Below are 26,382 nucleotides of genomic sequence, written 5' to 3'. Positions count from 1 at the left end.
TTGCTGAGGAAACTGTTTGGTTCCGGTGAACCCCATGCGGAGGATCAGTCCCATGCTATGCCTCGGCCTGTATCGCTTCATAACTTGCAGGAGCACCGCAAAAGGGCGTTAATCGGATGGATCGCGAATCGGATGGGCGAGCTTCTTCGATTGGAGAGCTGTGCGTCCGGAGAGCTCGTATATGTTGCATTTGCGAAAGAGGCTTATACGGAAACCAAAGAGATCGCGGAAGATTATCTCTTATATTTGGGATCCTGCCTCGTCGATTGGGTCATGCAAGAGCGGGATGTATATTTGCGAATCAAAGAAATGCGCTTGCCCGACAAATACCATCAATGTTTGCTTGATGTATATGAAGAGATCGGAGAGGAGCTCCATAGCTGTTGTACACGGAAGCAAGCCGAATTCGCCGGACGAGATAGGGAAGAAGCGACGTGGCAAGTGTACCGGGATGTCATCCACGCGGTAACGCAGCAAAAGTTTTTGCTGATCCGGGAGGATGAAGTGGCGGCCTACCGACAAGGCACCGTCATTTGCGAAGCGGTCATTAAGGAAAGAGCGGATATTCCGAAGGCGCGGGATTCGGCCAAGCAATATTTGCTCGAGAACGGCATCCTGGCGGTTCATGTGATGAGCCATCTTCTCGTCATATCGGAAGCCGTGACCAATATCCTCAAGCATGCCAAGGAAGGCAAGATGACGATCGTTAAGACAGATACGTCGTTCAACGTATTGGTGGAAGATTCGGGTCCTGGCTTTCCCTTGAAGCTGCTCCCTTACACGACTCTAATGGCGGGGTATTCGACCAAAAAGTCCATGGGACAAGGCTTCACCTTAATGATGAAAATAGCCCAGCAGGTCGTACTCTCGACGATTCCAAGCGTTGGAACCACTCTCATTCTCATTTTTTCCAGGAATCAAGGGGAACAAGGGGAGGTGCGGGACTCATGACCGATCAAAGACTGGAACGTAATCCAATCGCACTATTAGGCGAGCTGCTCGCGACAGAGGAAAAGACGACGGATATGCTCGAGCGTTTGGTCGGTAAGCAGATATTCGTGCGGGTGCTCAGTCAGCAGACAACAGGGAGAACGATACATCGGGAATCCGTTCTATATTCCGAAGAGCTTCCGTACATCGTATCTCATAACTTTGTCGTTATCGACTCCGAGCAAATACCGAGGCAGCTTCATGAGCTGATTGCTATAAAAAAAATAGGAATCGGCAAAGCGATGAATCAGCTGGAGCTTGCTTCATCCCGGCATGTTTGCACATATGGGTGGATAAAAAAGGATAATGTGGTTGATTTTGAAGGGAATTATTCTGACTTGCAGTGCGTTCAAGGCGAACAGTTCATTCCTTTCAAAAGGTACTCCATTACATTTCGTCCTTTTAACCGTCCGGGCATGCGTTTGATCGAATACTTCAATCCCATACTCATTCATACGAGAGAAGAGTGGTGAGTTCATTGAATCAAGTCACATCGTCCGGGGCGACCATCCGGAAAACGCTGTTGACAGCCAAACTGTTCGACCGGTTTTGGGACCGCTGGTTCGTACACGGCATTGCGGCGGCGGGGATTGCCGAACTGCGGCGGGAATTAACCGATATATCCCATTGGATCGAGGGGCTGCAGAGCCAGGCTCTTCAATATCAGAAAGCGGCGGCGGTTTGTGCCGAGAGCGGAAAATACGAGGAATCCGAGCATATGTGGCGAACCGCGGGTTTATACTATTACCTCATTCAGTGGATATATCCGGAAGTGACGGAGGACAAACGGTATTGGTTTGAACGCTGCAAGGCGATGTTCGAGAATGCGGATCGCCTTTCCGAAATTCCAATCATTCCGGTTTCGATCCCGGTGAAGGAGCGCGAATGCTGCGGGCGAATGCGGATACCAGAGTCGCCGCATGGCTGCGTTGTGCTCGTAAGCCCGATCGATTCGTCCAAGGAAGAGCTGTTTACTTACGAATCGGAATTTGTCCATGCGGGCTTCGCTACGCTGCACGTCGACGGTCCCGGACAGGGAGAGACGCTCCTCAAGCAAGGCTTGAAAGCATCGCGGGCAAACTGGACGCTGTTCATACGCCAGGTGATCGATGAGGCCGCCGGGCGATTTCCCGGGCTGCCGATTTTCTTGTTCGGTACGAGCAGCGGAGCTTCCTGGGCAGTGCATGGCAGCTTCCACCCGAAGGTGGAGAAGGCTGCGGCGGTAAGTCCGGCGTTCGAAGCAGGCTTGGTTCTGCCTGAGTATTTCCTGGAGCGGATGGCATGCATTCTCGAAGACGATGCGGTTCTTCTGCCCGAGCTGGAGCGGTTCGAGGCCGGCAAGCCCGTCATGCTGTTCCATGGAAAGAAAGATACGATGGTCAAAGATGAACAGATATATGCGCTGTACGGCAAATTGCCGGAAGGCAAGCGAATGATCGAATACGAAAATGAGGGCCATTGCTGCAACTTTAAGCTGGGTGAGATTCGAAAGACGGCGGCGGCGTGGTTTATGGAAGGGGCATAAAGCTGAATGACGTTTGCAGACTTTCAACAGAGCCTATCCGAGCTTTCGCGCGTGCCGGTTTACAGCATTCGTGAAGACGCATCGCTTCGAGACGATTTGGGCATCGATTCGCTGCAGATGGTTAATTTGATCGTCCGCTTGACCGAACAATTCGGAGTTGACATCGGCCAAATTTCCGATATGGGGGCCATACATACCGTAGGGAGCATGTACTGTTTCTTGGCGGGGAGGAGATAATGTTGCCCAATTTAGCGGATTGGATCATAGAGCATACGGCAGACCGGGCAAAGCCGCTTTTGTCGACACCGTCCGGAGAATACAGTATGGAGGACATTGGCCGGGAGACGATTCGATACGAGAACCTGTTAAAGCCTTATGGAAGCTTGAAAGGAAAAAAAGTCGGCCTCCTCGTCCCGCCTGTGTTTCACTACTTGTCGCTTGTTTTTGCCGTCAATCGGCTCGGAGGCGTTGTCGTCCCGATCAGCCCATATTTTCGTAAAGAAGATCTGGGGGCATTACTCGAATTTCTCGACCCTCATGTCGTATTTACGGCAGAGCAGTACAACGGGTTCCCTTTCGCACAGGCAGTCAAAGAATGGGCCGGCGGCAGCGGAAAGCAAACGGTGCTGTTCCGTCTATCCGGAGACGGCAAGTGGACGGAGGAGGAATGCGAAGGCGTGGAGCGGCCCGCCGAAGCGATTCCCGCGCACATCATCAGCTGCTCCTCGGGAAGCACCGGGGTTCCTAAAGGCATCATGGTAACGACGAGCTGGTTTGAGCATAACAAGACGGCGCTGACGCTGCTGCACGAATTCGCCCCGTCCGACCGGCTGTTTTCCCTCGTTCCGGCTGCCGGCAATTATGGGCTTAGTGTCATTTTGGCTGGACTGTACAACGGAGTTCATGTAACGGTAGCCGAATCGTACGATTTCCCTTCTCTCGTCAAGCTCATGGCGGAGAAGGGCTGTAACAAGCTCTCGGCCACGCCATCGCTGTTCAAAGCGTTGGCCCTGTTCGCCAAACATGCGAACCCGGCCGCGCTCGAGCGGATCGAACTGTGCGCACTCGCCGGAGAACCGGTCAGGGACGATGCTTTTGCGGTATTCTCCGAATTGCCGAATTGCAAGTTCCGCAATCATTACGGCATGAGTGAGCTGGCAGGCCTTCTCTACTCGGAGAACGATGTCCGCGACGGGCCTGACATGAAGCTGCTGCCAGGTGTAAGCTGCAAGCTGGTCGATAGCGACGGCGATACCGGTGAAGTCGCCTTCAAGGTGGCGAGCGGCTTTGCCGGGTATTATAAACGTCCGGATTTGACGGATGAGGTCTTCCGGGACGGATGGTTTTATACCGGCGATATCGCCCGCCTGTCGGAAGAAGACCGGATCGCGATTGTGGGCAGAATCAAGGATCTGATCAAAAAGGGGGGCCAGCAAGTCGTTCCTGCAGAGATAGAGCGCCTGCTTGCCGCTCATCCCAAGGTCAAGCAGGCTGTCGTCGTCGGCGCACCGCATAAGATTTTGGGAGAACAAATCGTTGCTTTTATCGTTCCCGAGCGGCAGCTCGCCTTGCAGGAGCTATACTCGTATTTGGAAGGCAGAATAGCCAAGTACAAAGTGCCGGATCAGCTGAAGTTGGTCGAGCAGGTGCCGGTCTCCCAAGGGAAAATAGATAAGGTTACATTGCGTAAACTGGCGGCTGCGGAATTTGGAGGTGTATGAGATGGACCGCAAGAGAATTTCGTTACGCAGACAATTTCTGTCCAGACTATTTATCGTCTTAGTGCTGATTGTTTCATTCACCGGCGCTGTACAGATTTTTCTCATCAAGCAGCAAATCACCAATACGCTTCACGAAGAGTCCAATATGATTTCCGAAAGTATCGTTCACGGCATTAAATCTACGGATGAGGCCGGCAAAGCGATTGAGCATCAGATCGACTTGAAGCTCGTCTCTTACGCGAATCATATCGGAGATATTTTGGGTGAAAAAGATTGGAAGGATATTACAGCTGAAGAACTTGAGAAAATTAAAGAACAGCTGCATATTACCGGCATTACGATCATGGCTGTACAGGGCGACGACATCGTCGGAGTCAGAGCGACGGACCCGAAAGAAATCGGCTTCAGCTTTAAGAAGATCGGTTATATCGAAGGGTACAACGACATGAAGGCCAGATTGGAAGGAAGGCAAGTTACCGGCTTGGTTTCGTATCAAGATGCGAACACTCACGTGCTTCCGATCTCCCAATCGGGTTCCCATGACGACAAGCCGGTGTTTTTCAAATATGCCTACTACGTAAAGCAAGGCACGAATTATATTATTAATCCGTATCTCGAATCCAATGAAGTGTATCAATATACCGCTGCTGTCGGTCCGAACGAGTGGATCAAGACCGTTACGGAAGAAAACACGTATGTGAAAGAAATCGCGGTCTTAAATCCGCAAGTGTTCAAAGATCCCGAGCTGGCGGCCAAGCTGTTCCCGCCCAAGCCGAAAATCATCTATGGGACATTCGCATTGGGCACGGATAAGGATGCTGAAATCCTCAAAGGGATGGCGGACGAGCCAAAGATGATGAGCTATGTGACGAATATGAACGGCCGGAGTATATATTCCCTTTTCATTCCGGTCGACAAGGAACGGGTTATCTATGCCGCATTGGATTACGACACGATCATCAAACCGCTGTACCGTCATTCCATCATCCTGATCTTGTCCGGTCTGCTGGCCATTGTCGCTCTGTTTTTGGTTACGGCCAGGTTCTTTAATCGCATCTATGTCAACATTCAACGCATCAAATCGCAGATTAACGCGTTGGAGGCGAAGGATTTTACAGCGAATAGCGACGTGGTCGACAATAGCGAATTGGGCAGCTTGTCCGAAAGCGCGAATCGCATGGTCACATCGCTGAGCGAAGTTTTCCTTGCTACAAGCGAGCAGGCAACGAATGCTTATAAGCTTTCCGTGACGCTGGAAAGCGACGCTAATCAATCTCTACAAAAGATGTATTCCGTTTCGACGGAAACGACGATGTACCAGCGCGAAATTGTGGACGATCTGCTCTATTTCCTCGATAAGGTAGAGGAAGCCGTTCAAAGCTCTAACAACGATGAGGATAAGGAGTATATCCTGGGACACATAGGCTCCATCAGAGAAAAGGCGCAGAACAGCTCCGCTCTTACAACGGAATTCACGATTGCTTTGTCAAATCTGCTGGCCTCTTTGCACGGTCAGTCGAAGGAAATGGCGAACATCTCGAACACCTTGCTGCAAAGCATTAAGGAATTCAAACTTTCGTAGCAATTTTGCATGAGTGAGAAGGGAGGAACACATATGCATCTGGAAACGCATAATGAAGTGCACGGGGAGATCTGTACGATCAAAATCATCGGTTTGTTGGACTATTCCACCATAGACAGCTTTAAGGCGGATATCCCCAATCTGATCAACAAAATTATCGTCGATTTTACGAGTCTGGATTTTATCGATTCCACAGGCATCGGAGCGGTGCTCTCCATTTTATACGAAGCCAGCGCCCGCGGCATTGGTGTGGAGTTCGCCGGTCTTAACGAAGCGGTAAACGAATTGTTCAGCACCGTCGGGGTGTTCCAAATTATGAAGGGCCTAGGAGTGGGGGTGGGGCAAAGGTGTTCCGGAAAACTTTGAATCAAGCTCATAGTGATCTGGGTACTTCGGACCTCGATAAAACGCTGCAGCGGGAAATCCATCTGGCGAGAAACATACAGACGACTCTATTGAACGGGGAAAAGCCGAAGCTGCCCAGCGGCGAAGTGTCGGGAGTGTCCATTCCGGCAAGGCTGATCGGCGGAGACTATTATGATTTTTATCCGCTTGCCGACGGAAAGATCCGAATTGTCATCGGTGATGTCATGGGGAAAGGAATTCCGGCCGCCATGCTGATGATCTTAACGAGAGGCGCTTTTCGCAGCGCGGCCGAAGCTACGCAAGGTCCCGGCGAGACGTTAACGGCGATGAACAACGCACTGTACCAGGATTTTCGAAAATTAAAATCGTTCGTTACGGTGTTTTGCGCGGACTGGGACCCCGGTTCGGGGAAATTTGTATATGCCAATGCAGGTCACGATCTTCCTGTAATCGTCCGTTCGTCCGTCGGCACGATCGAACCGCCAGAGCTTAAAGGCGTCATGCTCGGCGGTTTGCCCTCTCAAGTGTATAAAGAGAAGGAAGTAAGTCTTCAGGAAGAGGATATGGTTTTTTTCTATACGGACGGCATCGTCGAGGCGCAGAACAGGGAAGGCGGCATGTACAAATTGGAGCGTCTCGTCCCCCTGCTTATCGGCCATTCCCGCAAAGCGGCTGCGGAGATCGAAGCCGTTGTGACGGAGGCCATTCATGATTTTACCGAAGGATTGCCGCAAAGAGATGACATTACGATGGTCGTTCTGAAGGTAGGGAAGCAAACAACGGAAATTGCCAGTTACAGCTCACCTTTCATTAACGCTTCGTGCGATTTCCTGTGAGCCGAAAAGGAGGATAGATATGGGGAAAAGCTTTGTTTCGAAAGGAAAAAATATTCAAGAGGCTGTAGACGTAGCCCTGCAATATTTACATACCCATCAGGATGAAGTGGATATTGTAATCCTGGAGAATGAGACCCGGGGCCTATTAGGGATAGGCGCCAAACCGGCAGTTGTACGGGTAACGATCAAAGACTGCGAGCTCGCGGAATCCCAGCCGGATCTGTTGACGGATCCTTCGGTTCTGTTGGACTTGCTGAATAAGCTGGAACAGGGGATGGAATTGAGCGGCAGCCTCGCTGAAAGTGCGGACTCCGAGCAAACGGCCGAGGATGCGGAACTGCACGGCAAAGTATGGGTAAGGGACGGCCACATATTCTGCAAGGAAGCGCCCGATGTGTATCCGTTAGTTACGCCGGCTGTAGGAATGAAGTTGTATATTAACGATGAGCTCATAGAGAAGACGACGGTCGTCAGTGAAAATTTTTTGATCGTCGTCGATATTGATGAGGAAGTAAAGGAGCCCGAATGGGAGCTTCTTCTCAGCGAAGATAAAATGTCGGTTAAGCTGAAGATCATTCCCGGCTACCGGAAACGGCGAAGATTGAAGGATATGGACCCCAGCTCGCATATTCAATTGGAAATCGAAGAAAAGACGATTCCGGCCATCATCGAAACGGATCCGATCATGGATAAGCTGAAAGAGCTTGGGGTCGTTTATGGAATCGATTATGTCGAGCTTGCCGCCGCCTGTACAAGCGAGCACCCTGGAACGTTCGTCATCGCGGAAGGCTCTCAACCGCGCAGAGGCAAGAACGGCTGGTTTGCACCACTGAACTCAACGGAAATCAAGAAGGGACTTAAGGAACGCGAGAATGGCTCGGTCGATTACCGGGAAATTCAAGAATTTCCGACGGTGGTGCCGGGGCAAGTCATCGGCAGCATCGAGCCGCCGGTTGAAGGTGTACATGGTACGACCGTGACCAACGAGCTGGTCCCGCCACCGGAAGTATATCCACTGCATGTGAGAGAGGGCAAGGGGATATCTCTGGTCGATGAAGGCAAGAAAATTATCGCCACCGATGCCGGACATCCGGAAATCGTGATTAAAGGGCAGCTCGCCAAGATATCAATCATTCCCAAGATCGTGATTAATAAAGACGTTAGTTTGGAGACTGGGAATGTGCGTTACGCCGGCGCCGTTGAAATTCACGGCTCCGTACAGGATGGCATGCTGGTTGAAGCGAAAGGCGACGTGTCGATCCGGACGAATATGAACAGGGCGAAGGTGACTGCAGGCAATTCGATCATCGTGCACAAAAATATCATTTCCAGTCAAGTGTCGGCCGGCAACCGGAACATTATGAATGCGGAAATGGCAAAGCTGCTTGGAGAAATTATTACCCAAGTGAAATTCATGCTGGGCGCGATCGACCAGCTTTCCAAAGTCTCCGCATTTAAGGTAGCGTCCTTCTCGCGGACGGGTCTCGGACCACTCATCAAAATTTTATGCGACGGCAAGTTCAAAACATTCCCTCCCTTGGTGGGCACCTTTATTCATAAAATCAACAGCAGTGCCGAATGGCTGGACGAAGAGTGGATCAAGCTGGCCGAACAGATGAAGAGGGGCTTCCTGATGATTCATTCCGCGGAATTCAAGTCGCTCGAGGACCTTCGGAATTTCATAGGAAGCGCAGAGGAAGTGCTGGTCAGCTCCGCCGGACCGGCGAACGACGTTCCTTGTTTTATCAAGGGGGCTCTTGTACACAATAGCTTGGTTTATTCGAGCGGCGACATTCATATTTCCGGGCAAGGGGTGTACAATTCCAAGCTGTATGCCGGAGGAACGGTTCGAATTGACGGCTATGTACGTGGCGGCGACATTTACGGGGAAGCCGGAGTCGTGATCGGCGAAGCGGGAGCTAGAGGCGGAAGTGAAACCAAGATCAGCGTCGGTGCGGACGGAACGATTCGCATCAGGCATGTTCTGGAGGATACGCTCATTCAAGTCGGACCGAGAATGCATAAGTTTCTTGTGGGAGCCTCTAATGTTTATGCCCGTTTGAATGATAAAGGCGATTTGCAGCTTCATTAAGAAAGGGGGGGATGCGATGTTTGAATATGTAATACTTCATGAGCAAAAGAAAACCGTCGTCAAATTCTCCGGCGATTTGGATATCGATGTGACGGAATTCATGGAAGATCAGCTGACTCCTCAGCTGCTTCAAAGCAAAATGGTTCAGATCGATTTCTCCCGAATCCGGTTTGTAGATTCGTCGGGAATCGGTCTGCTGATATCGCTGTTGACCTCGTTGCGCGATTCAGGCATTCCGGCTACCGTCCTGAATATCAGTGAGGATGTGAGAATGATATTCGAGCTGCTGCAGCTGCCGGAAATATTAGGTCCCGATGTGCTCCTGTAATCCAACTTGAGAGGGGATGCCAGCTATGGAAGGAATGGAAAGAAGGCAGTACGGAAGAACTGAAGTAGACCCGATCGAGATGGTTATCGAGGAAATCGAAGGCTTTAACGGACTGTACCGTGACGTAGCGGTTTTTATCGAGGAAGTCAGTCTGATGGGACTGCGATTTCATTCGGCCATCGAATTTGATATCAATGAGGTCATTACGTTTAAACTCCCCAGTCTTGATATCATGTCGCTGATAACCGGGCGCATTGCATGGAGGAGACTTGTGAAAGACAGCGGTTTCCAATACGGGTTGGAGATCATTCGTGAGAATTCGGATTAACGGCGAGTCGCTGCCCGTCACTAAGACAAACATCGCATGGGGGGATAAAGATGGCAAAGGCCATGATTGTGGATGATGCGCCGTTTATGCGGTTAGTTGTAAAAAATATCATGCTCGAGCTTGGGCTGGAAGTCGTGGGGGAAGCGTCGACCGGCGAAGAAGCGGCTAAGCTGTATCCGATTGTAAAACCTGACATCGTGACGATGGATATTACGATGCCGGATATGAATGGTATTGAAGCGGTTCAACAAATAATGAAGCTGGACCCGGCCGCCAAAATCATCATGTGCTCTGCGATTGGCCAGCACCGGATGGTGCTCGATGCAATTCATGCGGGCGCCAAAGATTTCGTAGTGAAGCCTATCGAGAAGAAGCGATTCATCGAATCCGTAGTCTGTGTACTGAAGCTGAATAAGGAGTAGCAACGAATTCAGGATCTCACATAATTATACTTTTTTACTTCATCATGGTAGTATAGGAGTAGCATTCAAGTTAGGCCATCCAAACCGGCGAGGGCAAGCTCTCTGCCGGTTATTTTACTGGAACGGGGATCAACCTGTTCGGGCAGGAGAGTGGCATGATGGACGAAATTTTACAGGAAGTTATGGCTTTGCCGAAAGTGCGGCGTTGGGCGGAGGCACCGGGGCATCGCCTGTCGGTCGGCATCGCCGGAGCTTCCGGGACGGCCGTATGGCCTAAAGCGGCGCTTGGCGAAGAGGACGGCATGGCCCCGCTTTACGAGATCGGTTCAATCACGAAGACGATGACCGGGCTGCTGCTCGCCATAGGAGAGGAGCGGGGGATGTGGCGCCGGACCGACCGGCTGTCGGAGCTGATTCCGGAATGGGCGGCAAGCCCCTTTGCGGCTCGGACGAATTTGCTTCAGCTGGTAACCCATACGGCTGGACTGGACCGCATGCCGGCGAATTTCAGCAAAACGATTCAAGACCGGATGAATCCGTACGCGTCGTATTCGGAAGACAAGCTGGAGGAAGCGGTACGATCCGAGACGCTGCGGAAACAGGGGCGGCATCAATATTCCAATTACGGGTTCGGGCTGCTCGGGTGGATTCTCTCCAAGCGAACCGGGCTTAACTATCCGGAGCTGCTGCACGAGTGGGTGTTCGCTCCGCTCGGCATGGCGCATACTTCGGCCAAGCTGCAAACGCAACAAACAGGCCGGCTTCTTCCGGTGTTCAGCGGCAAAGGGCGACCGGTACCGCATTGGGAGTTCCAGGATACGATGGCTGGTGCGGGCGCCGTCCGTTCCACTCTCCCGGATATGCTCGGTTACATTCAGGCTCATCTTCATGCGGAAGGGGAAGGCCACCCTATGGAAGAGCCGCTCAAGGAATGCCGTAAGGAGCATCATCTCTTATTTGCCGGGAAAGGCATCGGCGTCGGCTATGCTTGGATGTTCTATAAAGAAAAAGACGGCTCCACGACGTATTGGCATAATGGCGGAACGTACGGGTCATCGAGCTTTGCAGCGTTCAACCCGGCCAAACGGATCGGCTTCGTCATTTTATCCAACTACGGTGCGACCTTGTGGAGTCAGCTCCCCCTGCTGGGAAGCCGTTCGATGAATGCGGATAAGCTGGCAACCATAGTGAGCGACAAAATATTGCGGTGAAGTGCTGCAGGTATCGAATTATAGATTTAATGGAAAATTTATGAAACTAACTTATTCCTTTGCTCGTCTAACAGGTGTAGGAAATCTATTAAAGGAGAGATACCCTGTTATGGCAAGGAAGTTATTTCAATTGCAAGCTTTTGGTTGTATTCGTCCGTTGTATAAATCTGCCGCTACCGCGCTCATGTCGGCGCTGCTGCTGTCCGCTTGCTCGGCTGCGGCTCCGGCCGGTGGAACGGCTTCAGGACAGTCGTCGGGCCCCGCGTTGAAGGAAATGGGCAAGGACGAGAAGGCGACGATCAAAGTGATGTATCACGATAAAAATTTTTTCTTCCAAGAATACGGCAACATGTTCTCCGCCAAATTCCCTAACATCGATGTGGAAGTCGTCAGCATGCAGGGCATGTACGGCGAAGGCAAAGACTACAAGAAAGAGTATCAAAAGCTGTTCGATACCGAGAAGCCCGACGTCATCTTCGTCCAGGATCTCAATCAATTGGAGAAGCTCGGTGCGGAGGGCAGACTGCTGGCGTTGGACGATGTGATCAAGCAGGACAAGTTCGACATCGATCAGATTCACCCGCCCGTCATCGAGCTGCTGAAGGCACATGGAGACGGTAAGCTTTACGGACTTACGCCGGAGTATTACAGTAATGTGATCTATTACAATAAAGATTTATTCGAGAAATACGGCGTTCCGCTCCCGACCAATAAAATGAGCTGGGAAGATTTGCTGCAAACGGCTAAGCGGTTTCCGACGGACGGCAAGCCGGAGGAGCGCGTTTACGGCTTCGCCGCTTATAACTACGGCGGTAAAGAAGTTGGTTACATGTATTTGAGTTCGATGGCGGCTACGCTGGGACTCCGTTCGGTCGACCCCGAGCGAATGAGCGTGACCATGGAGACGGACGGCTGGAAGCGGGCGCTGCAGACGACAGTGGACGCATTGAAATCGGGTGCAGTGTACGTGCCCCAAGAAGAGGCGCCGATGAATCAGCCTAGAAGCTATGAGGATTACTTGAAGAGCAATCCCTTTATCGCCGGAAGAGCGGCCATGACGATGGATGGCTCGTATTTGATGCAAAATCTCGAGCGGGCGAAAGAAGTGATTAAGGATATGAAGCCGGTCAACTGGGACGTTGTCACGATGCCGGTTGATCCGAACAATCCGGACGTCAGCAATGAGCTGTCGCTTAACGGCATATTTGCGGTGAACGCTCAGGCATCCAACCTGCGCGCGGCATGGGAGCTCGTGAAATACATAAATTCCGACGAAATGGCGCGGGTGCGCTCGAAATCGACAGAATCGTTGTTGACGCGGAAGGCGTACATGAAAGAAAGAGACGGTCATAGTCTCGAGCCATTTTACATGCTCAAACCGGCTTCGGCTTCCTACTACAAAGATTTTGAGAAGGTGCCTGTCGGGTTCTTTATGGCGTTCAGACCGATAATGAATACGGAGATTCAAGCGATTGTCGACGGTAAGAAGACGGTGGACGAGGCGCTCAAATCGATGCAGGAGCAAGGTCAAGCGGCGCTGACGAAGGCGAAGACCGATCAGGCTGCTGCCGAGGAGAAGGAGAACAGCGCAGCGGCAAAATAAGATCAGCCCTTGTTCGGAGCCCGGTTTGCGGCAATTCAGGCTTTCCGAATCTTAAAAAATAAACCGTTCCCCGGCCGGGAGCGGTTTATTTTTGCTCTATTGCGGAATATAGTAGGAGTAATAGGGCCGGTCCAGTCACGATGGAGATGACAGCGATCCCATGGGAGGATATCTGCATGCGGAGAACGTTCTGGGTAGCTGGATGTATTGCAATATTATGGATGGTAACGTTCGGCATTGGCGGTGTTATGACGAGGAACGATTCGGGGATCGTTCAGTTGACCTCGCCCCATGCAGCCGAAGCGTTGGCGCCTCAGCCGGCCCCGGAGTCGGCACCTGCACCGGCAGCGGAGCCGCTGCAGCAGCCGCAAATCGCGCCGGAACCTGTGCCGAAGCTTGTGCCGGAGCCCGTGCAGGAGATAATACAGGAGCAAGTGCAGGAGCAAGTGCAGACGACCATGCAAGAGCTTGTGCCGGGGACCGTGCAGTCATCGCCCGAACCGCAGCCGGCGCCATCCGCACAGCCCCAGGCAGCTGCATCTCCGCAGCCGGCGCCGGCGGAGTCTCCGAACCCCGCCGCTGCGGAACCGAAACCGGCTTCTAACCCGGCCCCTTCTCCCGAGAAGCGGTCTGAGGAGCCCGTGTCGATCCCGGTGCTCAATTATCATAGTATCGGCCACGATCCCGACAATTCGCTGCTGCTTGCGCCCGAGAAGCTGGAGAAACAGCTGCAGCATTTAAAGGAAGAAGGCTATACGCCGCTGACGCTGGAGCAGTTTATTCTCATCATGGAAAAGCGCGAGCCCGCCCCGCCGAAGCCCGTACTGCTGACGTTCGATGACGGATATACGGATAACTATACGGAAGCGATGCCGCTTTTGCGCAAATATGAAGTTCCTGCGGTTGTGTTTGTTTCCCCCGGCATGGTCGGCACGCCCGGCTATATGACTTGGGAGCAAATCAAGGAGCTGGATCAATCCGGTTGGGACATCATGCCGCACGGTATGACGCATCCGCATTTGCCGAAGCTGTCCGCGGCGAAGCAGAAGGAAGAGATCGCCGAATCGCGGAGACTGATCGAGCAGGAACTCGGCAACAAAGCCGATGTGTACTGCTACCCGTATGGCGAGTTTAACCAAACTACGCTGGACATTTTGAAGGAGAATGGATACCGTTACGCATTTACGATCGAGCAGGGCCGCGCTTCCTCGGCGCAATCCCCTTACAAGCTGAAGCGGATTTACGTCAGCGGGAAGGAAAGCATCTCAACGTGGATTCGCAAGCTGTCTGCGTCCTCGTGAGCACATTCTCTAGGAAAATATAAAGCTCCGTTCTCTCGGCAAACGAGAGAAGGAGCTTTTTGGCGTTAAGGGCTTCGCACCGATTATTTTTGCAAAAATCTGCTTCTGAAGAACAGGAAACCGCCTACCACAATGATCAAGGCGAGACCGGCGTAAACGAAATTGGAGTATACATCCATATAGTGGACGATCGTTTCCCAAGATGCACCGACGGCAACGCCGACATAGACGAGCACGGAGTTCCAGATGAGCGAGCCGAGCGTCGTGAAGATCAGGAACGTGGCCATGTTCATGCGCGTGCTGCCCGCCGGAATGGAGATCAGGCTGCGGATGAGCGGGATAAGCCTCCCGAAGAAGACGGTCCAGACGCCGTATTTGGTGAACCAATTGTTCGCTTTCTGCACATCCTCCGGTGTAAGCCGCAAAATTTTCCCGTATTTCACGACGATGGACTCCAACCGCTGCACGCTGAGCAGGCGACCGACCCAATAGAGCACAATCGCACCGAAGACGGAGCCGATCGTCGAGAACATAATGACTCCAATAATGTTCAGGTCGGATTGCGTGGTCATGAAGCCGCCGAAGGTAAGAATGACCTCCGAAGGGATTGGCGGAAATAAATTTTCCAATGCGATCAATAGAAAAATGCCGAAATACCCGAACTGATTCATGATTTCCGTAATCCACGCCTGCATCGTTCCGATTCCTCTCCTTACCGTTTTTCTGTTCTATTACGTCCATAGTAATCGTTTGGGCCCGATATGTACAGTTCCACCTATGCTATAATATGGAAGGAGGAGTGACGTGCAAATGAGAATCGTATCGCTTTGCCCTAGCAATACGGAGCTGGCCGGCTGTCTTGGACTAGCTTCTTCGCTAGTCGGCATCGACAATTATTCGGATTGGCCGCCGCAGGTCGGCGAATTGCCGCGCCTCGGCTCGGATCTTGATATCGATATGGACGCCGTAGAGCGGCTGAAGCCGGATTTGGTGCTGGCGTCACTGACGGTTCCCGGTATGGAGCGGAATATCGAGCGGCTGAAGGAGCGGGACCTGCCCTACGTGACCTTGAATCCGCGTACATTGGACGATATCGGCCGCAACCTGCTGACACTCGGTGAAGCGACTGGACAAGAACAGGCGGCGCAGCGGGCGTTTGACGAATATAGCGGAATTTTGCATGAGTATCGGGAACGAAGCAAACAAGCGGAGCACCGCCCGGCGCTATATTGGGAATGGTGGCCGAAGCCGGTGTTCACACCCGGGGGCGGCAATTGGCTGACCGAGATCAGCGAGCTGGCCGGGGCCCGCAATGTGTTCGCCGACATGCCGGAAGCAAGCGTCAAGACCGATTGGGACGATGTCGTTAGCCGGAATCCGGATGCCGTGTGTATGGTGTGGGTCGGAATCGCGACAGCGAAAATGAAGCCGGAGCTGGTCCGTACGAGACCAGGCTGGGAGCGGGTAGCCGCATCGCAGGGGGAACGGATTTACGTGCTGGAAGAGGAGTTTTATTGCCGGCCGTCGCCACGGCTCGCGATCGGTCTGCACAAGCTGGCGGCGCTTCTGCATCCGGACGTATTTCCCCGCGAGCAGCCGCGAATCGGTCCCGAGTCTTAACCGCCTGGGCAGTCGCCCCGGTTCGTTCGCATGCATACACTGGCGTAGGCGTTAATTACCTGCAACCAGGAGGTCGGTAGCATGTCGATTCACCAGCGCATCCCATCCAACTGCTTCGTTCATTTCATGGACTCGGCTCCTTCTACAAGCTTCAATTCTTCCCCGGTCGCCCCGCAAATCGATGAAACGGCTTTCGTCGGGCCGTTCTCCAGCGTCATCGGTGACGTCAGGATCGAACGGAATGTATTTATTGCTCCCAATGTGAGCGTGCGGGCCGATGAGGGCAGCCCCTTTCATATCGGTGAAGGAACGAATTTGCAGGACGGCGTAATTGTTCACGGCTTAAAGCAAGGCCGTGTTAAAGTGAACGGCCGCGACTATTCGGTGTATGTGGACCGCTCCGTCTCCGTCGCGCACGGCGCTGTCGTGCATGGTCCCGTCTATATCGGCGAAGGAACGTTCGTCGGCTTCAAAGCGATTGTACTGCAGGCGATCATCGGACGAGGCGTCTATATTTCCCACAATGCGATCGTTACCGGAAATGTCAGTATCGCTCCTGAAAGGTTCGTGCCCCCGGGGGCCATTATCGATACTCAGGAAAAGGCGAATCTCCTGAGCAGCCGTCCCAAGGATAAAGAGGAGTTCGCCAAAGAAGTGCAGAGAGTTAACCGTGAATTCGCCGCCAGCTATTCCCTGATGTTCGGCAAGGAACGCTGTTCCTGCGGCATGGCCTGTGACTGGTAAAATGTCCTTCGCTGCGTCTCGTTTCTAGCTGGCCGGGTTTACAGATGAGGTTTACAGCAGACCGATTCGCTGCAATGACCAGTAAACGGCCGTAACCAGTACGGCGACCGAGATGCCCGCGACCGCATAAGGATATGCGCGATACGTCCGCAAGCGAAGGAGCAGAGGCAGGGCCAAAGCGGCAAGTGCTAGTTGGCCCGCCTCAATGCCGAGGTTGAAAGCGAGCAAGGAAGCGAGGAACGTATCTTTCGGCAGACCGATTTCCTGCAGCGCACCGGCAAACCCCAGGCCATGGACGAGTCCGAAGATGACCGTCAGCAGCGAGCGGCTGCGGGCGGCATCCAGCCGCCGGCCCCGATACAGCCACAAGTTTTCGGCGGCAACGTAAGCAATCGTCATGGCGATGCCGCTTTCCACCCACCTATCTCCAAGTTCGATGAAGCCTGCGGCGCTAAGGCCCAGTGTAATGCTGTGCGCCAGCGTAAACGCAGTCACGATCCGCATTGCGTCTCTCCAGCCGGAGCAAATCAGCAGCAAACAAAGAAGGAACAGCAAATGGTCATACCCTAAGGCGATATGAATGACCCCGAGCCAGCCATACTGCAGCAGGTCGCCGGCCAGTCCGCCGCCGCCCAAAGCAGTGAACACATACGTCCGATGCAGCGTGTCGAATACCGCTTGGTCCACGTCGTCACCGTCAACGATTACGGTGAAATTGACGTGCTGCGGATCCGTTTCGTCGAAGAGCAGCTCATAATCGATATGTAACTGTTCAATAGGATGCTCGGATACATAGTTGAGGTGGAAGGTGTAGCCCGGAATCCCTTCTTTATCGTCAGCGGCGAAGGAGGCGAGCTCGAAATCGAGCGGATCGCCTTCGCTGCTTAATTGCAGTCCCTCTTCCAGGAAGGCGGCGACTCCGTCTCTTTGCTCTGCGAGTTCGTTCTCGCTTAGCCGTTCGTCTTTTCGGGTGTCGAACATCAGCAAGCTTGGCTCCGGCAGAAACAAATCATAACGGAGATGCCTTCCTTCTATGGTGATGAGCGAATAGCCGTTGTTAAGAGGATGAGCGGAGGCCGGGACCGGACGGGCAAGAACGGCGATGCATAGCAGGAGGACTGCGCAAAGTGCTTGCACCGTATAAAATCGCTGTTTAGCGGGAAGTGAGGTTGCCATTGGACACCAATCTCTTTTTTTAGTACCATAATACTATAGTTGATAGGATAGGGGGAATCGGGGATGCTCAAGCTCGGAAACAAAGTGATTTTCGTTGCCGACAGCCTCGAACAAAATTTGCCCATCGGCGACTACGGATACATTATCGCTTATGATCGCAATGCGGATAATATTTTCGAATATGTCGTTCGGGCGCCGAAAGTAAACAAGCATTTCTTCGTCACGAGTCAAGACATCGAACTGGAAGAGACGCTGCTCGAGGAAGAGGCGGATCGTCTGGCGAAGGAAGCTCTGATCGATTATGCTCTCGCTACCCGGAACGAAGAGCTGTTCCGCATCCTCATGAACGGTCCTGTTGCCGAGCCTTCCGCCGATCAAAGCAAAGAGGTGCAGTCGAACGAGGATTTCATTAAGCAAGTCAACTTGAAGGCATGGATCTAATCGATATATTTTTCATACCGAATGTGCTGCAGCGCCCGCTTGAAGCGAATGCGCTGCTTTGTTTTTTTCATCCGCAAGAACTGCTCCGTTATGCCTATTTCATTGAGTTCGAAAAGGATCTTCGTTATAATAGTAAGAATGAACAAGGTTGACGGAAGGGAGCTTTAGCCAGTGAGTATTTCCAAGCAGGATGTAGAGAAGGTCGCCAGTCTGGCGCGCCTCACGCTGAGCGAGACGGAGAAGGAGCAGTTTGCCGGCCAGCTGAGCGCGATATTGAAATATGCGGAGCAGCTGAACCGTCTCGACACGGAAGGCGTTGAGCCGACCAGCCACGCTATGCCGCTCGTCAATGTCATGAGAGAGGATGAAGCGCGTCCGTCGTGGCCGCTCGAGCAGGTGCTGAAGAACGCACCCGATGAAGAAGAAGGCCATTTCAAAGTTCCGGCCGTATTGGAATAATTCATTACCCGACGCTGATGTCGGAAGGAGGAGCCTCGGTTGTCCGTTTTCGATCTTACGTTAGCAGATTTACATAAGAAGCTGCAGAGCAAGGAGCTCACCGTTTCCGAGCTCGTCGATTTGTCGTACCGGCGCATTGCGGAGGTGGACGGCAAAATCAACGCGTTCCTGAAGCTCGACGAAGAGCGGGCTCGTCAGACGGCGCGCAGCCTGGACGAGCAGATCGGCACGTCCGCGCCGCGGGGCTTGCTGTTCGGGCTGCCTGCCGGGGTAAAGGATAACATTGTAACGGAAGGCTTGACGACGACTTGCGCGAGCAAGTTCTTGTCCAATTATGACCCGATTTACGATGCGACGGTCGTGAAGAAGCTGCGCGATGCGCAGGCCGTAACCGTCGGCAAGCTGAACATGGACGAATTCGCGATGGGGGGCTCCGGGGAAAATTCCGCTGTAAGCCCGACACGCAATCCATGGAACCTGGAGCACGTGCCCGGCGGCTCGAGCTCGGGCTCGGCCGCGGCGGTTGCCGCCGGCGAAGTGTACTTCTCGCTCGGCTCCGATACCGGCGGCTCGATCCGCCAGCCGGCTTCGTACTGCGGTATCGTCGGCATGAAGCCTACATACGGGCTCGTCTCGCGCTTCGGCCTCGTTGCGTTCGCATCGTCGCTCGACCAGATCGGCCCGCTGACGAAGAATGTGGAGGACTGCGCCTATGTGCTGCAGTCGATCGTCGGCCATGACCCGCTTGATTCCACGTCGGCGAAGGTGGACATTCCGGACTACTTGAGCGCGCTGACCGGCGACGTCAAGGGGCTGCGCATCGCGCTGCCGAAGGAATACATGGGCGCCGGCATCGACCCGGAAGTGAAGGCGCGCGTACAAGAAGCGATCGCCGTACTGGAAGGGCTCGGCGCGGTCGTTGAAGAAGTGTCGCTGCCTCATTCCGAGTATGCCGTTGCAACGTATTACTTGCTCGCTTCGTCCGAAGCGTCTTCGAACCTCGCCCGCTTTGACGGCGTCCGCTACGGCGTGCGCACCGATAACGCGAGCAATCTGCTCGACGTCTATTTGAACTCGCGCAGCGAAGGCTTCGGCCCTGAAGTCAAGCGCCGCATCATGCTCGGCACGTACGCGCTCAGCTCCGGCTATTACGATGCATATTATTTGAAAGCACAGAAGGTGCGGACGCTCATCAAGAAAGATTTTGACGACGTATTTGCGAACTACGACGTCGTACTCGGCCCGACGGCTCCGACACCGGCCTTCAAGCTGGGCGAGCAGGTCGGCGATCCGCTGACGATGTATTTGAACGATATTTTGACGATTCCGGTCAACTTGGCGGGCATTCCGGCGATCAGCGTGCCGTGCGGTTTTGCCGGCGGCTTGCCGGTCGGCCTGCAGATCATCGGCAAGGCGCTGGACGAATCGGCCGTGCTGCGCGTCGCACACGCCTTCGAGCGCGCTACCGAACATCACAAGCAGCGTCCGCAGCTGTAATTCAGTCGTAGGAGGAACCGAATATCCATGACAGCCACTGTTACGAAATATGAGACGGTCATCGGTCTCGAGGTGCACGTGGAGCTGCATACGCAATCGAAAATCTTTTGCGGATGCGCCACCTCCTTCGGCGCGCCGCCGAACACGCATACGTGCCCGATCTGCCTCGGCCATCCCGGCGTGCTGCCGGTGCTGAACCGGCAGGCGGTCGAATACGCAATGAAGGCCGCCATGGCGCTCAATTGCGAAGTCGCGACCGATACGAAGTTCGACCGCAAGAACTACTTCTACCCGGATTCGCCGAAGGCGTACCAAATTTCGCAATATGACAAGCCGGTCGGCGAGAACGGCTATATCGATATCGAAGTGAACGGGGAAACGAAGCGCATCGGCATTTCCCGCGTTCATCTGGAGGAAGATGCGGGCAAGCTGACGCACGTAGAAGGCGGAGCCGCCTCGCTGGTCGACTTGAACCGCTGCGGCACGCCGCTTATCGAGATCGTGTCCGAGCCGGATCTGCGTTCCCCGGAGGAAGCGCGCCTGTACCTCGAGAAGCTGCGCGCGATCATGCTCTATTGCGACGTCTCCGACGTGAAGATGGAGGAAGGCTCGCTGCGCTGCGACGCCAACATCTCGCTGCGTCTGCGCGGCGAAACCAAGCTCGGCACGAAGACCGAGCTGAAGAACATGAACTCGTTCCGCGGCGTTCAGAAGGGCCTCGAGTACGAGGAGTGGCGCCAAGCCGAGGTGCTGGAGGACGGCGGCCGCATCATTCAGGAGACGCGCCGTTGGGACGAGGCCCAGGGCAAGACGATATCGATGCGCTCGAAGGAAGAAGCGCACGATTACCGATATTTTCCGGATCCCGACCTGGTTCGCCTTCACATTTCGGATGAATGGAAAGCTCGCGTCCGGGCGACCATTCCGGAGCTGCCGGATGCGCGCAAAGCGCGGTATACGGCGGAATACGGCCTGCCTAGCTATGATGCCGAGGTCATTACCGCGTCGATGAAGGTAGCCGATCTCTTTGAAGACAGCCTGAAGGCCACGAAGGACGCTAAAGCTGTCGCAAACTGGATTATGGGCGATTTGCTCGGCTACTTGAACGCGAACAACTTGGAGCTGGACGACGTCAAGCTGACCGGCGAGAGTCTGGGCGCCATGATCGGTCTCATTGAGAAAGGGACGATATCGAACAAGATTGCCAAGACGGTATTCAAGTCGATGCTGGAGACCGGCAAATCGCCGCAGCAGATCGTCGAAGAGCAAGGGCTCGTCCAGATCAGCGACGAAGGTGCGATCAAGGCGATCGTCGATCAGATCGTCGCGAACAACCCGCAATCCGTCGCCGATTATAAGGCTGGCAAGGAGAAGGCGATCGGCTTCCTCGTAGGCCAAATTATGAAAGAAACGAAAGGGAAGGCGAACCCGGGCCTTGTCAATCAGCTGCTGGTCGATGCATTGAAAGCACTGTAATATGGCGAATATCCGCAAGCTGGAATTCGCGGACAATAGGCAGGCGCTTGAGCTGCTTCAGCTGCAGCTCGGCGCCTATCGTGCTGAGGCGCGGCTTACCGGTATCCACGAGCCTCCGCTGCTTGCAGAATCGATCACGACGCTTCGTCAATCGAAGGAAACGTTTTACGGTTATTTCGAAGAGGAGCGGCTCGTCGGCGCGGTATCTTTCCTGGTTGAGGGCGATGTCGTGACGATTTGCCGTCTCATGGTCGATGAGAGGCTTTCCCGCCGCGGCATCGCTTCAGCATTGCTGGAAGCCATACAGGAGCTTGTTCCCGGAACACGGCAATGGAGGGTGATTGCCGCCGCGCGGAATGCTCCGGCTTTGAATTTGTACCGGAAGATCGGCTTTCTAGAACAGAGCAGGCAGCAATTGGCACCCAATTTAGAGCTTATTACGTTGACAAAAGTAGAGTTGTAAACGTACAATATAGGGTAAACAAAACAGACAGCAGGTGGTGAGAGCGATGACGACGGCAGTACATTTAGAGCAAGCGTTAGCAAAGTTAAAGACGACCGGTGTTCGAATGACGCCTCAGCGACATGCGATCTTATCCTACTTGCTCGACACGATGACACATCCTACAGCCGATGACATTTACCGTGCGCTGGAGCCTCGGTTTCCGAGCATGAGCGTGGCGACGGTTTATAATAACTTGAAAGTATTTATCGAAGCAGGGCTTGTTCGCGAGCTTACGTACGGCGACAATTCGTCGCGCTTCGATGCCGACATGAGCGAGCATTATCACGCTCAATGCGAGATTTGCGGACGGATTTCCGACTTTGAATACCCGCCTCTTCACGATGTGGAGGAAGCGGCTCGCAATCAGACCGGCTTCCGTGTAAAGGGTCACCGACTGGAAGTGTACGGGGTTTGTGCGGACTGCGCCCAAGTATCCACGCATTGACACCGTCAGTGAGGTTCTAGCTTTCTATCAATTTGTTGTATAATAGAACGTATTCGGCTTCCTGCAACATTGAAGGGTGTCGATACGTTCTTTTTTATTGTGTATGATTTATCGGAATGAAAGAGGAGTGACGGCATTTCATGGATGCTCGCAACAGCGCTCAAACGGGCGGCCGGGGACAGCGTCGCCGAACCGGGCGCTTCGCCGGCGTGATGGTACTGCTTAGTGTCGTCGCTGCTTCCGCGATAACAGGCTATATGTTATGGAACCGCTACGCTCCGAATACGGCGCATGAAGAGCCGGATTTCGGAGGCTTCAGCAAACCGATCCTGTATCAGGGAAAGCTTTGGGAAGAATCGGGCAAAGGGAGTGAAGCGAGTCTGAAGCTGCCTTATTCGTTAATCTCCCAGGTTATCGATCCTGCCGCGTTGTATGAAGAGAAAAGCGACTCCTTCATCGTTACGACCGGCGATAAGGTGCTGCGTATGAAGAGCGATGCATTGACTGCTCAATTGAACGATAAACCGCTTACGCTGAAATTTCCGGTCGAGAAGGCCGGCAAATCGGTCCTCGTTCCCATTGACCCACTGCGCGGTTTATACCCGATCGAGCTTCGCGAATCCGCAGATACGGGTGCCGTCATCCTCGTGAAGGCCGGAGACACCCTCCAATGGGCGAAGCCTGCGCAGCAAGCTGCAAATGATAAGAAGACGGCCGTAATGCGGACGAAGCCTACCGTGAAAGCGCCGATTGTCGCGGATATTAAGGCCGAAGACGCATTGCTGATCTGGGGAGAGGCTGCGGAAGGCGAATGGTACGAGACTCAGCTTCCGAACGGGATTACCGGTTACATGCGCAAACAGGACGTCGTCTTGGATCGCGTGGAGACGATTCCGACACCTGCTGCCGCTACCTCAGCGGCTTCCGTTAAGCCTATGTCCGGGCTGGTCAACTTGACCTGGGAGCATGTCATCGACAAAAATCCGGATGTGAGAACGATTGGACCGATGCCAGGCGTTAACGTCGTATCTCCGACCTGGTTCAACCTGGCCGACGGCAGCGGCACGGTGAGGAACAATGCCGATGCCGGATATGTCAAATGGGCGCAGGATCGGGGGTACCACGTCTGGGCGCTGTTCAGCAACGGGTTTGACCCGAAGCGGACGAATGAAGCGCTCGCCACGTTCGACAGCCGCAACAAGGTCATCAAACAAATCGTAAGTTTCGTCCAAATGTATAAGCTGCAAGGCATTAATATTGACTTCGAAAATGTCAATTTGGCGGACAAAGAAGAATTCACTCAGTTCGTGCGGGAGCTTACGCCGATGCTCCACGAGCAGGGAGCCGTCGTGTCCGTTGATGTGACGCCGAAATCGACCAACGAGAACTGGTCGATGTTCTACGACCGCAAAGCGCTGGCTCAAACCGTAGACTACATGATGGTCATGACGTATGACGAGCATTGGGCTACAAGCCCGAAGTCAGGGCCGGTGTCTTCCTTGCCGTGGATGGAGAATTCTATCACGCGCATCTTGCGGGAAGATCAAGTGCCTTCCTCCAAGCTCGTGCTGGGCATTCCTTATTATACCCGGATCTGGGCGGAAGAAACGAAGGACGGCAAGTCGCTGGGCAAGTCGGACGGCAAGCCGAGGTCGGTCGGCATGAACACGATCAAGCAGCTGCTCACGGATAAAAAGTTAACTCCCGTATTCCAGGCGGAAATCGGTCAGAACTACGTTGAATTTATGGAAGACAACAAGCTGAAGCGAATTTGGCTGGAGGACGAGGTGTCGATTAAGGCGCGCTTGGAGCTGGTCAAGAAGTACAATCTGGGGGGCGTAGCTACTTGGCGAAGAGGCATGGAGCTGCCGGAAACGTGGAAATGGATTGAGGATGGTTTGAAATAGCGCAATTAAAGAAGCTGACCTTTCCCGGCATGGGGGGGTCAGCTTCTTCGTGCTTGTTTATCGACTATCCTTGCTCGGTCTGGACGTTGTGTTCCGTTGCTATTTTAGGGTCCAGCGTGAGAATCGTTTTGCAGTACATGCAGCGGTCCGTCTTACCGAGCAATTTCGTCTGGCGGCCGCATTCCGGGCACACGATAACGGTTGCGCTGGTCGACAGCATGCCGGCCCAAAAATAAACGCCCATACTGAGCAGCATGCTGATCATGCCGATAATCATGAAGACTACGGCCATAATTTTGCCGGCTTGTCCCCAATTGAACACGATTCCGGCCAAGCCGAGAATCATAAGCAGCATACCGCCCATCGTAAGGAGCAAGCCCCATAGCCGAAATTCGTTTACTTTGCTGGATTTGAATCGGATCATGGATGTGCCTACTTTCCGTTAAGAAAACTTGTTAAAACAGCTCTGTGTTCGGCAGGAAACCGAAACCAGATGTAGAACTAATTAAGCGTTGAATTTTTGTATTGCGGAGGATGGATATGCAAGCATTGAAGGAGCAGCTGGCTGCCCGGTTTCGACTGGATCCGGACATATGCAGCGTGAGTGCGGTCGAGAACCCGAATCAGCTTCCGTCGTTGACGGACGGCTTCGATCTGCTGCTTCTGATCGTGACGCGTTCTTTGGACCGTTCGGACTACATTCATCATTATAGTAGAGAGGGCGTTCATATACAAGAAAAGTGGGTCCACCCCGATCAATTGGAGCAGTGGATCATGGGGGACAGCCGCAACTTGATTCAATGGCTGCTAAAAGGAGAGATTCTTTTGGATCGTGACACTTACCTCGAAGCTCTTCGGCACAAGGTATTGGAATTTCCGTTTGAGCTGAGAGGGCATAAGCTTATGGTGGAGTTCAGCCGCTTCCTCCGTACCTATTTGCAGAGCAAAGAGTATTTGCTGGACGAACATTTGCTTGATGCGTATAACAATATTCTCGAGGCGCTTCAGCATTGGGCCCGTATCGTGATCATCGAAGAAGGACATCATCCGGAGATCACGGTTTGGCGGCAAATTCGAAGCTTGAATCCCGGAGTATATAAACTGTACGAAGAGTTAACGACCAGCCGGGAGACGGTAAAACAGCGAGTTCAGCTCGTTCTGCTGGCTTGCGAGTTCTCCGTTATGTCCAAGATGGAGCGCTGCTGCGTCCCGCTGCTGCACATTTTGGAGAGCCGCGAAGAACCGTGGAGCGCCGCGGAGCTGCAGCGGCTCCCGGCTTTGCGGGATATTAGCGCAGACCTGCCGCTCTTGTTGAATAAACTTGTTAAGAAGTCGCTGATCCGTGAAGTGGCCATGACGAACGATGTCGAGTTGGAGCTTGAACTTCGTTATACGCTTTAAGGTGATTAAGGGGCCGCCTGCGGGGCGGCTTCTTTTTCTTTTCGATTAGACTTGACTTCGATTCTTTATCTGTGGTAAATTAGTTTTCGCCGCTGATGAAGGCTGTTTGAAACAGTCGAAAATACAGCAGCTCACAAGAACCTTGAAATTTGCTGGTACAAATTAGTGCTTGCATCGGATACGGCGAATGTGATATATTAAGAAAGTCGCCGCTGAAATGGGTGACGTAAAACGACGAAGTTAGCAGCTTCGCCGATAGAGATTGCTCCTTGAAAACTGAATGACGAGTGAGAGGTTTTCGCAAGAAAACAACACGCAAGTGTTATCAATGAGCAAGTCGAACTGCCCTTATTGGAGAGTTTGATCCTGGCTCAGGACGAACGCTGGCGGCGTGCCTAATACATGC

28 protein-coding genes are annotated in these 26,382 nt (G+C 53.3%); 25 read left to right on the top strand and 3 right to left on the bottom strand.

Translation table 11 applies throughout. The features are described 5' to 3' along the window. The first annotated feature begins 57 nt into the window (after positions 1-57). The 15 genes from ACFFK0_RS14280 (at position 58) to ACFFK0_RS14210 (ending at position 14,305) form a co-directional block, all read left to right on the top strand. Positions 58-951, top strand: coding sequence for an ATP-binding protein (locus tag ACFFK0_RS14280; RefSeq protein WP_377470919.1), 894 nt, complete (start codon positions 58-60; stop codon positions 949-951). Continuing rightward, a complete protein-coding gene (locus tag ACFFK0_RS14275; protein WP_377470918.1) occupies positions 948-1,463 on the top strand; it encodes a hypothetical protein in 516 nt (171 codons plus the stop codon). Before ACFFK0_RS14280 ends, ACFFK0_RS14275 begins: the two co-directional genes overlap by 4 nt. Next, on the top strand, positions 1,460-2,515 hold the full coding sequence (locus ACFFK0_RS14270) for an alpha/beta hydrolase (RefSeq protein ID WP_377470917.1): 1,056 nt from the start codon (positions 1,460-1,462) through the stop codon (positions 2,513-2,515). Before ACFFK0_RS14275 ends, ACFFK0_RS14270 begins: the two co-directional genes overlap by 4 nt. 6 nt (positions 2,516-2,521) lie before the next feature. After that, positions 2,522-2,752 carry an acyl carrier protein gene (locus tag ACFFK0_RS14265; protein ID WP_377470916.1) on the top strand — a complete coding sequence of 77 codons (231 nt, stop codon included), beginning with the start codon at positions 2,522-2,524 and terminating at the stop codon, positions 2,750-2,752. Further along, the gene (locus tag ACFFK0_RS14260) at positions 2,752-4,236 is read left to right on the top strand and encodes a class I adenylate-forming enzyme family protein (protein ID WP_377470915.1); all 1,485 of its coding nucleotides are present in this window, start codon (positions 2,752-2,754) and stop codon (positions 4,234-4,236) included. The genes ACFFK0_RS14265 and ACFFK0_RS14260 overlap by 1 nt, the downstream gene beginning before the upstream one ends. A 1-nt stretch (position 4,237) precedes the next feature. Next, the gene (locus tag ACFFK0_RS14255) at positions 4,238-5,818 is read left to right on the top strand and encodes a methyl-accepting chemotaxis protein (RefSeq protein WP_377470914.1); all 1,581 of its coding nucleotides are present in this window, start codon (positions 4,238-4,240) and stop codon (positions 5,816-5,818) included. 33 nt (positions 5,819-5,851) lie between these two features. Continuing rightward, positions 5,852-6,184 (top strand): STAS domain-containing protein, encoded by a 333-nt coding sequence (locus ACFFK0_RS14250; RefSeq protein ID WP_377470913.1) that lies wholly within the window; start codon positions 5,852-5,854, stop codon positions 6,182-6,184. Then, positions 6,166-7,020, top strand: a complete 855-nt coding sequence (locus tag ACFFK0_RS14245) for a PP2C family protein-serine/threonine phosphatase (RefSeq protein ID WP_377470912.1) — start codon at positions 6,166-6,168, stop codon at positions 7,018-7,020. The genes ACFFK0_RS14250 and ACFFK0_RS14245 overlap by 19 nt, the downstream gene beginning before the upstream one ends. Positions 7,021-7,039: 19 nt before the next feature. Continuing rightward, the gene (locus ACFFK0_RS14240) at positions 7,040-9,112 is read left to right on the top strand and encodes a flagellar assembly protein A (protein ID WP_377470911.1); all 2,073 of its coding nucleotides are present in this window, start codon (positions 7,040-7,042) and stop codon (positions 9,110-9,112) included. A gap of 16 nt (positions 9,113-9,128) precedes the next feature. Further along, complete coding sequence (locus ACFFK0_RS14235; protein ID WP_377470910.1) at positions 9,129-9,440, top strand: STAS domain-containing protein; 312 nt, start codon at positions 9,129-9,131, stop codon at positions 9,438-9,440. A 25-nt stretch (positions 9,441-9,465) separates the two neighbouring features. Next, a complete protein-coding gene (locus ACFFK0_RS14230; protein ID WP_377470909.1) occupies positions 9,466-9,768 on the top strand; it encodes a hypothetical protein in 303 nt (100 codons plus the stop codon). Positions 9,769-9,818: 50 nt separating this feature from the next. After that, complete coding sequence (locus ACFFK0_RS14225; protein WP_377470908.1) at positions 9,819-10,190, top strand: response regulator; 372 nt, start codon at positions 9,819-9,821, stop codon at positions 10,188-10,190. Positions 10,191-10,345: 155 nt separating this feature from the next. After that, a complete protein-coding gene (locus ACFFK0_RS14220) occupies positions 10,346-11,401 on the top strand; it encodes a serine hydrolase domain-containing protein (RefSeq protein WP_377470907.1) in 1,056 nt (351 codons plus the stop codon). A 109-nt stretch (positions 11,402-11,510) separates the two neighbouring features. Further along, positions 11,511-13,004: an ABC transporter substrate-binding protein gene (locus ACFFK0_RS14215; protein WP_377470906.1), complete on the top strand. Its 1,494-nt coding sequence runs from the start codon at positions 11,511-11,513 to the stop codon at positions 13,002-13,004. Positions 13,005-13,180: 176 nt separating this feature from the next. Next, positions 13,181-14,305 (top strand): polysaccharide deacetylase family protein, encoded by a 1,125-nt coding sequence (locus tag ACFFK0_RS14210; RefSeq protein ID WP_377470905.1) that lies wholly within the window; start codon positions 13,181-13,183, stop codon positions 14,303-14,305. Between the two features lie 83 nt (positions 14,306-14,388). Here ACFFK0_RS14210 and ACFFK0_RS14205 read toward each other — a convergent pair whose 3' ends face one another. Continuing rightward, positions 14,389-15,000 carry a DedA family protein gene (locus ACFFK0_RS14205; RefSeq protein ID WP_377470904.1) on the bottom strand — a complete coding sequence of 204 codons (612 nt, stop codon included), beginning with the start codon at positions 14,998-15,000 and terminating at the stop codon, positions 14,389-14,391. Positions 15,001-15,115: 115 nt separating this feature from the next. On the opposite strand from ACFFK0_RS14205, the gene ACFFK0_RS14200 reads away from it, so the two are divergent. Together ACFFK0_RS14200 and ACFFK0_RS14195 are read left to right on the top strand one after the other, a co-directional pair. Beyond that, positions 15,116-15,925 carry a cobalamin-binding protein gene (locus ACFFK0_RS14200; RefSeq protein WP_377470925.1) on the top strand — a complete coding sequence of 270 codons (810 nt, stop codon included), beginning with the start codon at positions 15,116-15,118 and terminating at the stop codon, positions 15,923-15,925. An 81-nt stretch (positions 15,926-16,006) separates the two neighbouring features. Continuing rightward, positions 16,007-16,669: an LbetaH domain-containing protein gene (locus ACFFK0_RS14195; protein ID WP_377470903.1), complete on the top strand. Its 663-nt coding sequence runs from the start codon at positions 16,007-16,009 to the stop codon at positions 16,667-16,669. Between the two features lie 51 nt (positions 16,670-16,720). Here the strand turns inward: ACFFK0_RS14195 and ACFFK0_RS14190 are convergent, their stop codons facing one another. Then, on the bottom strand, positions 16,721-17,845 hold the full coding sequence (locus ACFFK0_RS14190) for a HupE/UreJ family protein (protein WP_377470902.1): 1,125 nt from the start codon (positions 17,843-17,845) through the stop codon (positions 16,721-16,723). A gap of 63 nt (positions 17,846-17,908) precedes the next feature. Here ACFFK0_RS14190 and ACFFK0_RS14185 point away from each other — a divergent pair, with 63 nt between their 5' ends. The 7 genes from ACFFK0_RS14185 (at position 17,909) to ACFFK0_RS14155 (ending at position 24,575) form a co-directional block, all read left to right on the top strand. Next, positions 17,909-18,286, top strand: coding sequence for an ATPase (locus ACFFK0_RS14185; RefSeq protein WP_377470901.1), 378 nt, complete (start codon positions 17,909-17,911; stop codon positions 18,284-18,286). Between the two features lie 171 nt (positions 18,287-18,457). After that, positions 18,458-18,745, top strand: coding sequence for an Asp-tRNA(Asn)/Glu-tRNA(Gln) amidotransferase subunit GatC (gene gatC, locus ACFFK0_RS14180; protein WP_377470900.1), 288 nt, complete (start codon positions 18,458-18,460; stop codon positions 18,743-18,745). 39 nt (positions 18,746-18,784) lie between these two features. Next, positions 18,785-20,242 (top strand): Asp-tRNA(Asn)/Glu-tRNA(Gln) amidotransferase subunit GatA, encoded by a 1,458-nt coding sequence (gene gatA, locus ACFFK0_RS14175; RefSeq protein ID WP_377470899.1) that lies wholly within the window; start codon positions 18,785-18,787, stop codon positions 20,240-20,242. A gap of 27 nt (positions 20,243-20,269) precedes the next feature. After that, positions 20,270-21,718, top strand: coding sequence for an Asp-tRNA(Asn)/Glu-tRNA(Gln) amidotransferase subunit GatB (gene gatB, locus ACFFK0_RS14170; RefSeq protein WP_377470898.1), 1,449 nt, complete (start codon positions 20,270-20,272; stop codon positions 21,716-21,718). A 1-nt stretch (position 21,719) separates the two neighbouring features. Next, positions 21,720-22,181, top strand: coding sequence for a GNAT family N-acetyltransferase (locus ACFFK0_RS14165; protein WP_377470897.1), 462 nt, complete (start codon positions 21,720-21,722; stop codon positions 22,179-22,181). 46 nt (positions 22,182-22,227) lie between these two features. Next, complete coding sequence (perR, locus tag ACFFK0_RS14160) at positions 22,228-22,668, top strand: peroxide-responsive transcriptional repressor PerR (RefSeq protein ID WP_377470896.1); 441 nt, start codon at positions 22,228-22,230, stop codon at positions 22,666-22,668. Positions 22,669-22,808: 140 nt separating this feature from the next. Further along, the gene (locus ACFFK0_RS14155; RefSeq protein ID WP_377470895.1) at positions 22,809-24,575 is read left to right on the top strand and encodes a glycosyl hydrolase family 18 protein; all 1,767 of its coding nucleotides are present in this window, start codon (positions 22,809-22,811) and stop codon (positions 24,573-24,575) included. 64 nt (positions 24,576-24,639) lie between these two features. Here ACFFK0_RS14155 and ACFFK0_RS14150 read toward each other — a convergent pair whose 3' ends face one another. Continuing rightward, positions 24,640-24,996, bottom strand: coding sequence for a DUF2614 family zinc ribbon-containing protein (locus tag ACFFK0_RS14150; protein WP_377470924.1), 357 nt, complete (start codon positions 24,994-24,996; stop codon positions 24,640-24,642). Between the two features lie 119 nt (positions 24,997-25,115). Here ACFFK0_RS14150 and ACFFK0_RS14145 point away from each other — a divergent pair, with 119 nt between their 5' ends. Continuing rightward, positions 25,116-25,976 (top strand): nucleotidyltransferase-like protein, encoded by an 861-nt coding sequence (locus ACFFK0_RS14145; RefSeq protein WP_377470894.1) that lies wholly within the window; start codon positions 25,116-25,118, stop codon positions 25,974-25,976. Positions 25,977-26,382: the final 406 nt, after the last annotated feature.

It is taken from the genome of Paenibacillus chartarius (assembly GCF_042432825.1).
In the GTDB taxonomy this organism is placed as follows: Bacteria; Bacillota; Bacilli; order Paenibacillales; family NBRC-103111; genus Gordoniibacillus; species Gordoniibacillus chartarius.
This window is presented reverse-complemented; position numbering and strand designations above follow the sequence as displayed.